The sequence below is a fragment of the Streptomyces siamensis genome, assembly GCF_039543605.1.
GTDB lineage: Bacteria > Actinomycetota > Actinomycetes > Streptomycetales > Streptomycetaceae > Streptomyces > Streptomyces siamensis.
This window is the reverse complement of record NZ_BAABKB010000001.1, coordinates 285,640-298,789: the sequence shown is the minus strand read 5'-3', so window position 1 is coordinate 298,789 and position 13,150 is coordinate 285,640. Positions and strand designations below refer to the sequence as shown.

The window sequence follows — 13,150 nt, the reverse complement described above, 5'->3', positions numbered from 1 at the left end:
GATGTCGTGGGAATTGCGGGAGCGGATCCGCCGCGGACCCGCCCGCCTCCTCGCGTCGCGTCCCACCCGTCAGACACGTGCTTCCACGCTGCAACGCCTGGGCATCCATCGGCATCCCGCAGATGAGGGATATCGCATCCGATCCACAGGCCGCCGGGTCGGTGCACGTCGCGCGAAAAGGGTATTCCCGCGCCGATCCGCGTTATCACTCACAGTTCTTATTGACGCACATCATCCGAGTGTCGACGCTTCCCTCCATGAATACAGGAGTGGTAGGACCGAGGAAATTCTCATGAAGACATTCGTGCACCGGGGGCAGATCACCAAGGTGGTCTTCGGCAGCGGTACGCGCAGCCGCATTCCGCAAGAAGCCGATGCTCTCGGATGCCGCCGGGTGCTCATCCTGTGCACCCCTGGTCAAGTGGAGCAGGCGGCCCAGATGCGCGACCTGCTGGGTGCCGCAGCAGCGGGAACTTTCACCGAAGCGGCTGCGCACACCCCGGTCGACGTCACGGAGAAGGCGGTCGCGTATGCCAGAACCGTGGGAGCTGACTCCGTGCTCGCCCTCGGCGGTGGATCGACCATCGGCCTGGGCAAGGCCATCGCCGTACGGACCGGTCTTCGGCAGCTGGCGCTACCCACCACCTACGCGGGCTCGGAGATGACGCCGATCCTCGGGGAGACCGAAGGCCGCAGGAAGACGACCCGACGGCTGCCGGAAGTGCTGCTCAACACGGTGGTGTACGACGTCGACCTGACGCTCACACTTCCCATGGCGACATCGGTGGTCAGCGGCATCAACGCCATGGCGCACGCCGTCGAGGCCCTCTATGCACAGGACCGGGACCCGGTCGCCTTCCTGATGGCCGGTGAAGCACTCGACTCCCTCATCCGATCCCTTCCGGTCGTCGCGCGGCGTCCGGACGACGTGGCCGCGCGGGCGGATGCGTTGTACGGGGCGTGGCTGGCGGGCACGTGCCTCGGCACGGTGGGCATGGCCCTGCATCACAAGGTGTGCCATGTACTGGGCGGCACGTTCGGGCTTCCACACGCAGAAACCCATGCCGTCGTCCTGCCGCACGTGGTCGCCCACAACGGGCCGGCGGCCCCGGAGGCCATGGCGCGCATCGCGCAGGCGCTGCCGGGGGACGACGCCGCGACCGGTCTCTTCGACTTCGCAGGGAGGCTCGGCGCCCCCCGGGCGCTGCGGGACCTCGGCATGCCGGAATCGGGGATCGAGCAGGCGGCCGAACTCGTCATGAGGGACGGCTACTGGAATCCGCGACCGGTGGACCGGATCGCTGTCCGCGCCCTGCTGACCCGCGCCTGGGCCGGGGAAGCGCCGTCCGTCTCACCGGGCAACGAAGATCCTCAATCCGACTCCGTCATCGAAGCCTCGACCACAACGGGAGCACGCCATGCGTGATCTGACCAGCGACACCATCACCGAGGCCGTGATCTCGACCATGCGGGACACCAAGGACTCCCGCCTCGCGGAGATCATGGAATCGCTGGTGCGGCACGTCCACGCCTTCGTCCGTGACGTGGAACTGACGGAGGAGGAGTGGGCCCGGGGAGTGGACTTCCTGACTCGCACCGGGCAGATGTGCACCCCGACGCGCCAGGAGTTCATCCTGCTGTCCGACGTGCTCGGGGTCACCATGCTCGTCGACGCCCTGAGCAATCGACGCCCTGCCGAAGCCACACAGAACAGCGTCCTCGGCCCCTTCTTCAGGGACGACAGGCCGCAGCCTCCCGACGCCGCCGACATCTCTGGAGGATTGCCTGGTACCCCGCTGTTCTTCGAGGGACGAGTCGTCGACCGTGAGGGAGCGCCAGTGGCCGGCGCGGCGGTGGACGTGTGGCACAGCGACGCGGAGGGCCACTACGACGTGGATGTGCCCGGCCGGGTCGACCCGGCCATGCGTGCGCTGTTCCGGACCGAGGAGACGGGACACTTCAGCTTCCGTTCCATCCGCCCATCCAGCTACCCGATACCCGGTGACGGCCCGGTCGGCGAGATCATGGGCGCGACCGGCCGGTCGCTCATGCGTCCCGCCCATGTGCACCTGCTGATCGAGGCTCCGGGATTCCAGCGCGTGACCACCATGCTGTTCCCTTCGGACGACCCGTATCTGGATGCGGATCCGGTGTTCGGGGTCAAGGACTCGCTGGTCGCGTCCTATGACACGTACGCGGCCGACTCCGGGCCCGGGCGCGGGCCGACCGACCAGCCGTACACGGTGCTGCGCCACACCTTCGTCCTCGAACTCCTCCCCGCGGACTGAAGCGTCACCCCCGCCGCGTAAGCAGTCGGCTGTCTGCACGCCATGAACGAGGGCCGGCCCGCGACGTGACCCGGAACTCGGCGAAGCACGATCCGGCCACCGCGCGCCGACCTCGCGTACGTCACAGGGCAGCCGCCTGCCTTCCCACCCGCTCGAACGATCAAGCCCGCCAACGCACCCAGCAGGACGGTGAGTTCATCCAGCGCCCTGCGCAACAAAGGTCGACGCCTTTCCCGACTCTCACGGAGGTCCTGCGATGACTGAAACCCTTGACATGACCGTCGATTTCCGAGCCACGATGAGCCGGCTCGCCACGGGTGTCAGCGTGATCACCACGTGCTCCGGAAGCACGCCCATCGGCATGACGGCGAGTGCCGTGTCCGCCCTCTCCCTGGATCCGCTCCAGCTGCTCGTCTGCATCGGCAACCACCTGTACACGCGGACCGCGATCGCGGAACACGGCCGCTTCGCCGTCAATGTCCTGGGCGAGGACAGCGAGCACCTGGCGCGGAACTTCGCCGTTTCCAAAGCGGACAAGTTCGCGGGCGTCGAGACCTTCGACGACCACGGCGTGCCGGTGTTGAAGGACGCCATCGCGGCTGTCGTGTGCGACGTCGCCGAGGCGCTCCCCGGTGGCGATCACACCATCTTCGTGGGTGACGCCCGCCAGTGGGCACACAAGGCGAACTGCCGACCGCTGGTCCACTTCGCGGGCGGCTTCGGCACGCTCGGCGCTGCGCACTAGACCCGGCGGCAGCGGTCCGAACCAGGCCGCCTGGCCCGTGACCGGCCGGCCACCGCCCCCGATGTCCGGCTCCTGCGAGGCGAGCTGTGGACGTCGGGGGCTCCGCTCGTTTCGACGACCCCACGGAGAGTGTGATGACCAGCTCCGTTGCGGCATTCAAGCTGCATCCTGCGACCCAGCCCCCGCATCTTCTGAGCCGCCCCCGTCTGCTGCGCCGGCTTGACGCGGCGACCGAGCCCGTCGTGGTGCTCTCCGCGTCGGCCGGCGCCGGCAAGACGGTGCTCCTGACCGAGTGGTCGCGCCGTCTGGTGGCTCGCGGAGAGTGCGCCTGGCTCAGCCTGGACGCCCACGACAACGCCCCGGGCCGGCTCTGGTCCTGCATCCTGCGGGCGCTGCACCAGGTACTGCCGGATCTGCCCGCCCGCCTCGACGACGACGGGTGGACGGTCGATGCGTGGCTAGAGGAGATCCTGCCGAGTCTGGTGAGCGGACTGGGCGCGCAGAGGCCGCTCACACTGATCCTCGACGGATGGGAATCCATCACGGACGTCGACGCGGTCCGCAGCCTGGGGGACTTCCTGGCAAGGCTTCCCCACGGATTCCGCATCATCGTGTCGACCCGGCACCTCCTCGGAAGTCCGCTGCCGGCTCTGCGCGCCCGAGGTCTGGTTGCCGAACTCGACCAGCACGACCTGGCCTTCACCCCTGAGGAAGCACAGGCCGTGCTCACCGGTCTGCTCGGGTCCGCTCCGAGCGCGGAGACGTCGAGAGCGCTGTATGAGGCCACCGAGGGATGGGCGGCGGGGCTGTGCATCATGGGGCGCGCTCTGGCCCGCTCCGTGAACGAGTCCGATATGGACAGGGAGTTGGCCCTCGGCAGGCAAGCGGTCTCCGAGTACCTGGCCGGCGAGGTCCTCTACCGGCTCACCACCGAGCAGCGCGAGTTCCTGCTGCGGACCAGTGTCCTCGACGAGCTGAGTGCCGGACCGTGCCAAGCCCTCGCCGGGGAGCAGGCAGGCGTGGTGCTGCGTGAACTCGCGCGGACCGTGCAACTGCTCGTGCCCGCCGCCGATCCGTCGGCGTACCGGCATCACCGGGCACTGTCTTCGCTGCTGTCCGACGTTCTGATGTCCCAAGGGCCGGACACTGTCGTGTCCCTGCACCGGTCGGCGGCTCAGTGGTACGCCCGGCGGAGGGAGACGACCGCGGCCGTACGGCACTGGGTGCGGGGCGGCGATGAGCCCGCGGCCGTCGCGTCGGTCCTCGACGGCTGGGAGGAGGCGGTCTCGGCAGGCCGTGGTGCGGAGGTCTCGCATTGGCTGGACCTCTTGCCGCCCCGCATGGTCGCCGCCGACGGGAGATTGTGCGTTGTGGCGGCGATGGCAGCCCTGTCGGGGGGAGCCCCGGAAACAGCCCGGCGCTGGCTGGATGTGGCGCAGCTCAGGCACACGGGAGCAGAGACGGTCGGCGAAGGCAGCACGGTGTCCGATGCGGCAGCCGTGGCTCAGGCCGTGGCCTGCTGTCTGAAGGGCGAGGTGCTGACCGCCGACCGTCTCGGCGAATCCGCCGTTGCCGGCACCATGCCGTTGACTTCCTGGCGTGCCCTGGCCTGTACGGCCCGGGGTACCGCTCTGCTGTGGACCCGCCGTTACGGGGAGGCAGAGGCGCTGCTCGGCGAGGCGACCCGTGACGCACACGCCGCCGGGCACGGTCTGGTGCTCGTCCGCGCGCTGGGTCTGCGGGCGGTGTGCGCGCTGCTGGCCGGACGGCACGAGCAGGCGCGCGTTCTGAGTGACGAGGCCCTCCAGGCGGCCGCGACGGCCGGTCTGGGCGGGCACTTCGTCGCCATGTCCGCCTACATCGGCCGGGCCGGCCTACTCCTCGAAGAGGGAGACATCGATGGGGCCGAACGGGCTCTGGCCGACGCGGAAGCGGTGCTGGCGGGCTCGCCCCGGGCCGGAAGCGAACCCCAAGTACGCGCCCTGTGCCACGTCATGCGGGCGCGGCTGGAGAATGCGCGACACAACACGGACGCGGCCCGGGAGGCCCGCGAGGCGGCCGAGCGGGCGGCGGCCCGGTGCGAGTCGCCAGGGGCACTGACGGATCTGCTCGGCCGAGTCGGCGAGGACAGGGCCGTGACGCCTGCCGCCCCCGGTCCCCAGGACCTGTCGCTGGGGGAGCGCCGAGTGCTCCGCGCCCTGTGCGGGCCGCTGACGCTGCGGGAGATCGCCTCCGAGCTCTATGTGTCCCACAACACGGTCAAGACACAGGTACGGGCCATCTTCCGCAAACTCGACGCGCACGACAGGAGCGCAGCGGTCGCAAGGGCCCGGGAGCGCGGTGTGCTCTGACCCGGGCCCTCGAATTCCGCCTACTTGGCGTCCTGGCGTCGGGCGTAGTCCGCCTGAGCCGTGTACGCGGTCTCCTTCTCCTCCTCCACCTTCTCGATGCCGCAGACCTTGCGCGCGAGGTCCGCCATGATGCCGCTCGGGGACATCTCGGCGCGCTTCATGGTGAGTGTGCGGATGGCCAGCAGGGGCGTTCCGTTGAAGTTCTCGAAGGTGCTGATGCGGTCGCCCCAGTCGGACAGGAACAGGTCGCGGATCACGCGGCTGATCTTCAGCCGGTCATGCGGCCTGCCGACCGGTCCGGTCTGCAGCGCCTCCAGCCACGGCCGCAGTTCGGGCCGCTGCCACTGCCCCTCGGTCGGGAAGATGAGCGAGGCACGACCGGCCAGGTCGACGATCTCGTGGGCCATCTCGGCGACGTTCTCGAGGTAGTACGCCCGCCCGAAATCGAACATCAGGACGTTCGGCTTATAGAGGCCGCCGGGAGTGTGGAACCCTTCCTCTTCGGAAGCGATCACATGTGCCTTGAGCGTCTGGTGGAAGCCGGCGAACCGGGAGATCCGGGTCTGGACCGGCGGCAGCTGGTAGGTGCCGATGTGCTCGGTGACCAGCAGGGCCAGACCGAGCATCAGCTCGGCGCGCACCATCTGCCGGACCAGGGCCTGGTAGTGCAGCCAGTCGAAGACGCGTTGCGGGTACAGCGACGCGTGCTTGGGGTTACCGATGTGGAACACCTGGTTCCAGGGGATGAACACGTCCTCGAACACGATGACGCTGTCCAGCTCGTCACCCTGGGAGGCGAGCGGGTGCTCGACCTCCTCCCCGTCCCGGACGTTGCTCTCGCGGCAGATGATGGTGACGCCGGGGGTGTTGGGCTTCACCGCCCCGAAGATGATCTGCTCCGGCAGAATGCCGGGGCGGTAGAAGACGCCGATGTGGATCCAGTCACCGAAGGCCGCACCGGTGCCGATCGCCTTCACGCCCCGCACGGTGATGCCGTCGTCCGAGGTGCCGACCACCTGCAGGGCGGGGGACTCGGCCTGGGCGGAATCGCGTGAGCGGTCCGTCTGCGGGTCGACGAACGCGGGCGTCGTGTTGAGGTCGCCCTCGCGCACCAGGTTCCAGAAGTCGAGGATCCCCTTGGTCAGGTCCCTCCCGTCGGTGCCGACGGCCTGGCTGCTCCAGGGCTCCGGGTCGTCGACGTAGGTCAGCAGGACGTAGTTGTTGACATCCGGGGTGCGCGGGGTCGCCCCGCCACCCGTTTCCCGCAGGACCGTCTCCATGTAGCGCCGCTTGCGCTTCAGGTCCTCCTTGGAGCGGTGCTGGAACCACGTCATGGACCGCCGGACGCCGTCCTCGTCCACGAACGTCATGACGTCCTGGAGGTCCGGGCGGTGGTGCAGGTCGTAGAAGCCCGCGAGGCTCCGGGCGTACGCCCGGGTCTTGGGGTGCGTGGCCACGTTGTCGACGAGTTCGTCGCCCACCCACACCGTGCGGCCGTCGTTCAGTGCTGCCAGGTATTCCTTGCCTGTACGCACGTTGTGCTCCTCTCCAGGGGCAATCCGGACGGCACGGAGCATGCGACGCGGCAGGGTGAGACGACGGCGCACAACCGGCAATCACCCGGGTGAAAGCGGCGATCTGCGGGGGAGCGACGTTGAGGGCGGATGCGGCCGTGCGCCATGCTTCCCCCATGAGCAGCACAGACCCCGCCGACGACCAGGCCGGCGGGCGTGGGAACCAGGCCATGACCGGGCTGCGCCTGCGGGGACGGGACCGCGAGATCGTGGTTGTCCGTGAGGCCCTAGACGCGATTCGTGGCGGACGGAGCGCCTGTGTCGTCGTGGAAGGCGCGCCTGGAGTCGGCAAGAGCCGGTTGCTCGCGGAGCTGGACGGGATGGCGCGGCGGTTCGGGTTCGATGTGGTCTCGATACGGGCCGATGTGCTCGACCAGTACGCGGCAGGAGCCGCACTGCTGTCCGCGTTGCAGTCCTCCGACGGTTCCGACCGAGCCGCCGCAGCCACCGACGACCAGCGGCTCTGGCTGCTGGACAGCATCACGGACGCGCTGGAGGACCGGGCTCAGCGCGCCCCGGTGGCCGTGCTCGTGGACGACGCGCAGTGGGCGGATCCGGCCACGCTCTTCGTGCTCCGCACCCTGCCTGGACGACTGGCCGCCTCGCGGGTCCTGTGGGTCCTGGCGGTCCGGTCGGACACCGAGCGACCGACCGTGGCCAGGGTGCGGGAGGACCTCGAACGCCTCGGAGCCCGATGGCTGACCCTCGGCCCCCTGCCACAGCAGGAGCTGCAGCACATCGCGGCCGATGTCCTCGGGGCGAGCCCGTCACCCGGTCTGGCCAGGCTCCTGCGAGGCGTCGGGGGTAATCCCTTCCTGGCGATCGAACTGGTGCGCGCTTTCGCCGACACGGATGCCGTCAAAATGGAGGCGGGCGAGGCGAGCCTCCTGCACGACGGCATCCCCATCACCTTCCGGCGGAGTATCGCCGGACGTCTGGACCGGCTCCCGGAAGACGCCGTGCGCCTGCTCCAGATCGGGTCGGTCCTCGGTCGCGAATTCGACCTCGGCACGGCCGCCCGAATGCTCGGCAGGCATGTCGGCAGCCTGCTGGCCGGCGTCGAGGCCGCCCTGAGCGCCGGTCTGCTCTCGGCCGACGGCCCGCGACTCGCCTTCCGCCACGACCTCATACGGCAGGCCGTCCACGAGAACCTGCCTCTGGCCGTACGGACCGCTCTGCACCGGGAGGCGGCGGACAGTCTGCGTGCCATCGGTGCACGATCGGCCGAGGTGGCCTGGCACGTCGTCATGTCGGGCGGCCCGGTCGACGACGATGCCGTGACCACGCTGTCCACCGCCGTACGGGAACTGTCCTCGTCGGCCCCCGACGCGGCTGCCGACTTGGCTCAGCGGGTCGCCGGACTGCTGCCCCCACAGGACCGGCGTCGCATCTCCCTGCTGACCGACGCCGCCAAGTACCTCGGCCGGACCCGCCGGGTTCACGAGGCGCTCGACCTGGTCGACGCCACTCTGCCGGAAGGTCTCGAGCCACTGCAGGAGGCATACCTGCGCCTGGTGGCCGCCGAGATCCACCAGGCCGCGGGCGACGACGCCGCCGCGATGACACACCTCCAGCAGGCCCTGGACCTTCCCGCGCTGCCGCCCCACGTGCGCGTCCTGCTGCTGAAGACCAAGGCGACGGGCCACGTGTACCTCGGGGACATCGCCGCTGCCGAGCAGACCGACACCGGCCTGGTCGAGGCCGCCTACCAGAGCCACGATCCGGCTGTCGTCGTCAGCGCCATGGTGTTCCAGTCGCAGACATTCTTCTACCGCGGGCACCTGGCCCGCGCCCTCGAGCTTGCCGAGGAGGCCACCCGACGCGCCGGCGCCCAGTCCGCCGCGCTCTACCTGCGGCCCCCGCGGATTCCGGCGCTGTGGCTGGCCACCGTGCTGACCAGCACCGACCGGCTCGCGGACACCGAGCGGATTCTGCGGGAGGGACAGCGCGAAGCGGAGGCGCTGGGCCTCGGCTGGTCGCTTCCCCACTGGCATGCCGCCCGTGCGTGCGCACTACTCGAACAGGGAGCGCTGGACGACGCGGCCGTGGAGGCCGAGGCCAGTCTGATGGTGGCGGACGAGCTGGAGATCACTCTGCCGAATCCGCAGGCCCGCTCCGTGCTGGCATTGGTGGAGATCAGACGCGGTGACCTCGCCAAGGCCAGGGACCACCTCCGCGCCGCGGAAACCGGTTCCGGCACGAAAACGCAGCGGTACGGTCCTTGGGTGTCTCTGGCGCGCGCCGGTCTGGCGGACGCGGAGGGCGAAGACGGCGAGGCGGCGGCTGCACTCACGGGAAGCTTCGCAAGCCGTGAGCCGACGCGGCTGCTCGCGATACCTCTGTCCCACTGGCCCGGGATCGTGCGCATCGCGCTCGGGGACGAGGACCCTTCGGTCGCACAGGCCGTGTCCGGAGCACTGCGCAGCCTGACTGCACAGGACGAGAGCCGGCAGATCATCGGGGCGGTCCGCGCCCACGTGGACGGCCTGCTCGACCGCGACCCGCGTGCGCTGGTGTCCGCCATCACCGGCTACCGGAACACCGGCAGGCCGTTGGCCCTGGCGGCGGCGTGTGAGGACCTTGGCGAGCTCATGGCGGCATCGGCCGATACGACGCCGGCGATCCCGTACTTCGAAGAAGCGGGTCAGCTGGCGTCGGCGTCAGGAGCCAGGCGCGATCAAGAACGGATCAGGCGGCGCCTGCGCCAGCTTGGCGTGCGCACCGCCCCCGTGCGGAACCACACGGCCAGCCCCCAGGGGTTGGGAAACCTGACGGAATCCGAGCAGAAACTGATCCCGCTCGTCGTCCAGGGCCTCACCAACCGGGCCATCGCCGACCGGCTCTACGTGTCCGTGCACACCGTCAACACCCACATGAAGCACATCTTCACCAAGCTCGGCATCAACTCGCGGGTCGAGCTGACCCGGCTGGCTATCGAGCGGGGCACCAGCGCCGACGCGGCCGACTGAGCGGTGCACCCACCGCGAGGCAGGGCGGCAATGATCCCTTGAATGGGTGACGCCCGGCTCCGGCACCGCCCGTGATGCTGGATGCGACGGCGTGGCCTCCGGCACGGCACCGTCATGCGCCCCGCCGGACCGCGACGCACTCGACTCCATCAGTGAGTTGATCACAATCGGACGCTTCAGCGACCGAGTCGTGCCGCTCGCGCACACCCGCGTCGCGTACGAGGCGCGCTCGAAAGGAGCACTGGCGTGGCAAGGCCGTCGCCCATGTCGCCGACCGGTAGTCAAGCGCAGCCCAGAGCGGTCGGGCTCGGCGCTCCTGCCGGCACCGAGCGCGGATACCGCGGCCGACTCCGGGCCGCTGTGACCGCGAGCGCGGCCCCGCACGGATACACACTGGCACTGTGGACCGCCACCGCGGTGACGTCGTCCGAACAGGGCGCCCCAGGGGCAGCTGAAGTCCTGGCGCTCCTTGCCGGCGCGACGCTCGCCTTCGTCGCGTTGGCCGCGGCCGCCCACGGAACTGCCCCCATGACGCCGGACTCGTCCGCCCACGCCGGCACGCGGATCTGGGCGGCCTTCCATCTGCCCATGGCGGCTTGCGCCGCGCTGGTCAGCCTGCTGCTGACACGGTGCTGCTCAGGGCCCCTCTTGTGGGGGCTGGTCGGCACGACCGCGACTGCCGTGTACCTGCTGGGTGTCAGCGCCCAGTTCCTCTGCTTTGCAGTCCGCCATGACACCCAGCAGACACAGACACTCACCCACCAGAGGTTCACCACCCCCCTCGCGCTCGACCCCGCAGCCCAGGACCTTCTGTTCCGGCAGGCGGGGACCGTCGACTCCTTCGCCGACGAGCCAGTGACGGACGATCAGATCGAGGCCGTCTACGAGCTCATCAAGTACGCCCCCACCTCGATGAACCAGCAGCCTCTGCGTATCGTGCTGGTCCGATCCGCCCAGGCGCGCGAGCGCCTGGCCGAGCACCTGTCCCAGGGCAACCGCAACAAGTCCGCGGCAGCCCCGCTCGTCGCCGTCCTCGCCGCGGACCATGAGGTCCACGGGGAACTGCCCAGCCAGTTCCCGCACCTCCCACAGGCCAGGGATCTCTTCGCTGAGCGTGCCGTGCGCGAGCGGTCCGCGAATCTCGACGCGCTCCTCCAGGTCGGCTACTTCATCATCGGCGTCCGCGCCGCCGGCCTGGCCGCAGGGCCGATGACCGGCTTCGACCCCGAAGGCATCGACAAGGAGTTCTTCAGCGACGGCGAGCACTCGGTCCTCGCCGTCGTCAACATCGGCAGGCCGGGCGAGAACGCGCGGTGCACACGCTCCCCACGTCTGACGTACGCGCAAGTGGTCACCACCGTCTGATCCAAGGGCGACGGTCGGTCGGCTGCAGACAACAAATAAACCCCAGACCACTGGTCCGGGGTTTCATCATGGAGCGGGTGACGAGAATCGAACTCGCGCTCTCAGCTTGGGAAGCTGATGTTCTACCATTAAACTACACCCGCGTAAGACGCCGGTTGAACCGGTGTCGAATGCTCGCTCACTGTACCTCATGCCTGGCCCCCGGCGCTGAAGCCGCGGGGCCCGGTCGCGTTTTCGGGGGGTGGATGCGGCTGCGGGCGGCTGGAGTTGGGGCGTACGGTGGAGGTGTGGGAGAGGGCCCGCGCGGGACCGGAGTGCCGCCTGGAGAGCCGTCCCTTTCATCCCGTAATGTGGCTTTCGTCGTCAGTCAGACGCGCTCTTGGGGAAGGGACTCTGAGGACTTGATGGAGCACACCGTCGTCCGTTGTGCCGAGGGGCACGTGTTCAGCACCGCTTCGTTCCCGATGCAGAAGGCCGAGCGGCTCGGCCCCGGCCGGCTGGTCCGGTGCCCACGCTGCGCCCGGCTCCGCAGTGTGGTGCCGGTCGCACTGGAGAAGCGGTAACGAGCAGGACGGGCGCGCGGCGTCATCACGATTGTGGTGGCTCCGCGCGCCTTGCGTATCCTCAGGGCGTGCTTCTCTCAGACAAGGACATCCGGGCCGAGATCGACGCCGGGCGGGTGCGGATCGATCCCTACGACGAATCCATGGTGCAGCCGTCGAGCATCGACGTGCGGCTCGACCGCTACTTCCGGGTGTTCGAGAATCACCGCTACCCCCACATCGACCCGTCGATCGAGCAGACCGACCTGACCCGGCTCGTCGAGCCCGAGGGCGACGAGCCGTTCATCCTGCACCCCGGGGAGTTCGTGCTCGCCTCGACCTACGAGGTCATCTCGCTGCCCGACGACCTCGCCTCGCGCCTGGAGGGCAAGAGCTCGCTCGGCCGGCTGGGCCTGGTCACGCACTCCACCGCCGGGTTCATCGACCCCGGGTTCTCGGGCCACGTGACCCTCGAGCTGTCCAACCTCGCGACGCTGCCGATCAAGCTGTGGCCGGGCATGAAGATCGGGCAGCTGTGCATGTTCCGGCTCAGCTCGCCCGCCGAGTTCCCGTACGGCAGCGACCGGTACGGGTCCCGCTACCAGGGCCAGCGCGGGCCGACGGCGTCCCGGTCCTACCTCAACTTCCATCGGACCCAGGTGTGAGCGGCGAGGACGTGAGCGAGATCGGCCCCGCACGGGAGAACCTCAGCTACGAGCAGTTCGGCATCGCCGTCCGCGAGCTCGCCCAGACCATCGCCGACGACGGGTTCGAGCCGGACATAGTGCTCTCGATCGCCCGCGGCGGCGTCTTCGTCGCCGGAGGGCTCGCCTACGCCCTCGATTGCAAGAACATCCACCTGGTGAACGTGGAGTTCTACACCGGCGTGGGCACCACCCTGGACATGCCCGTCATGCTCGCGCCGGTCCCCAACGCGATCGACTTCTCCGACAAGAAGGTCCTGATCACCGACGACGTCGCCGACACCGGCAAGACGCTCAAGCTGGTGCACGACTTCTGCGTCGAGACCGTGGCCGAGGTCCGCAGCGCCGTGATCTATGAGAAGTCCCACTCGCTCGTGAAGTGCGAGTACGTGTGGAAGCGCACCGACGACTGGATCAACTTCCCGTGGAGTGTTCTGCCTCCGGTGCACAGGTCGGGGGAAGCGGCCAAGGCGAACAAGGAAGCGCTCTGACCCGCACGGACTGAGCGCACCGTACGGGTGCGCGCGCCGCCCCGGTTGTGCGGTGGAGACGTGGGAACAACCGCGTGGTGAACCCTTGGCCGACGCCGTAGGCTCCCTCCGGACGATCAAG

The 13,150-nt window shown here is 69.3% G+C and carries 10 protein-coding genes and 1 tRNA gene; 9 read left to right on the top strand and 2 right to left on the bottom strand.

The window, feature by feature from the left end; genetic code table 11:
• The first annotated feature begins 1 nt into the window (after position 1).
• The 4 genes from ABEB03_RS01255 (at position 2) to ABEB03_RS01240 (ending at position 5,384) form a co-directional block, all read left to right on the top strand.
• The gene (locus ABEB03_RS01255) at positions 2–1,426 is read left to right on the top strand and encodes a maleylacetate reductase (RefSeq protein WP_345639902.1); all 1,425 of its coding nucleotides are present in this window, start codon (positions 2–4) and stop codon (positions 1,424–1,426) included.
• Positions 1,419–2,288 carry a dioxygenase family protein gene (locus ABEB03_RS01250; RefSeq protein ID WP_345639900.1) on the top strand — a complete coding sequence of 290 codons (870 nt, stop codon included), beginning with the start codon at positions 1,419–1,421 and terminating at the stop codon, positions 2,286–2,288. The genes ABEB03_RS01255 and ABEB03_RS01250 overlap by 8 nt, the downstream gene beginning before the upstream one ends.
• Positions 2,289–2,544: 256 nt before the next feature.
• A complete protein-coding gene (locus ABEB03_RS01245) occupies positions 2,545–3,033 on the top strand; it encodes a flavin reductase family protein (RefSeq protein WP_345639897.1) in 489 nt (162 codons plus the stop codon).
• Positions 3,034–3,167: 134 nt separating this feature from the next.
• Positions 3,168–5,384, top strand: a complete 2,217-nt coding sequence (locus ABEB03_RS01240; RefSeq protein WP_345639894.1) for a LuxR C-terminal-related transcriptional regulator — start codon at positions 3,168–3,170, stop codon at positions 5,382–5,384.
• 20 nt (positions 5,385–5,404) lie between these two features.
• On the opposite strand, the gene ABEB03_RS01235 is transcribed toward ABEB03_RS01240, so the two are convergent.
• Positions 5,405–6,919, bottom strand: coding sequence for a 4-hydroxyphenylacetate 3-hydroxylase family protein (locus ABEB03_RS01235; protein ID WP_345639892.1), 1,515 nt, complete (start codon positions 6,917–6,919; stop codon positions 5,405–5,407).
• A 155-nt stretch (positions 6,920–7,074) separates the two neighbouring features.
• Here ABEB03_RS01235 and ABEB03_RS01230 point away from each other — a divergent pair, with 155 nt between their 5' ends.
• Positions 7,075–9,927, top strand: coding sequence for a helix-turn-helix transcriptional regulator (locus tag ABEB03_RS01230; protein ID WP_345639890.1), 2,853 nt, complete (start codon positions 7,075–7,077; stop codon positions 9,925–9,927).
• Between the two features lie 681 nt (positions 9,928–10,608).
• A complete protein-coding gene (locus ABEB03_RS01225; protein ID WP_425589166.1) occupies positions 10,609–11,292 on the top strand; it encodes a malonic semialdehyde reductase in 684 nt (227 codons plus the stop codon).
• A gap of 69 nt (positions 11,293–11,361) precedes the next feature.
• Here ABEB03_RS01225 and ABEB03_RS01220 read toward each other — a convergent pair.
• Positions 11,362–11,435 (bottom strand) — tRNA-Gly (locus tag ABEB03_RS01220).
• A 258-nt stretch (positions 11,436–11,693) separates the two neighbouring features.
• On the opposite strand from ABEB03_RS01220, the gene ABEB03_RS01215 reads away from it, so the two are divergent.
• From ABEB03_RS01215 to ABEB03_RS01205, 3 genes are all read left to right on the top strand, one after another.
• Positions 11,694–11,855 carry a hypothetical protein gene (locus ABEB03_RS01215; protein ID WP_345640629.1) on the top strand — a complete coding sequence of 54 codons (162 nt, stop codon included), beginning with the start codon at positions 11,694–11,696 and terminating at the stop codon, positions 11,853–11,855.
• A 68-nt stretch (positions 11,856–11,923) separates the two neighbouring features.
• Complete coding sequence (gene dcd / locus ABEB03_RS01210; protein WP_028799257.1) at positions 11,924–12,499, top strand: dCTP deaminase; 576 nt, start codon at positions 11,924–11,926, stop codon at positions 12,497–12,499.
• Positions 12,500–12,519: 20 nt separating this feature from the next.
• Positions 12,520–13,029 carry a phosphoribosyltransferase gene (locus tag ABEB03_RS01205; RefSeq protein ID WP_345640575.1) on the top strand — a complete coding sequence of 170 codons (510 nt, stop codon included), beginning with the start codon at positions 12,520–12,522 and terminating at the stop codon, positions 13,027–13,029.
• Positions 13,030–13,150 lie beyond the last annotated feature (121 nt).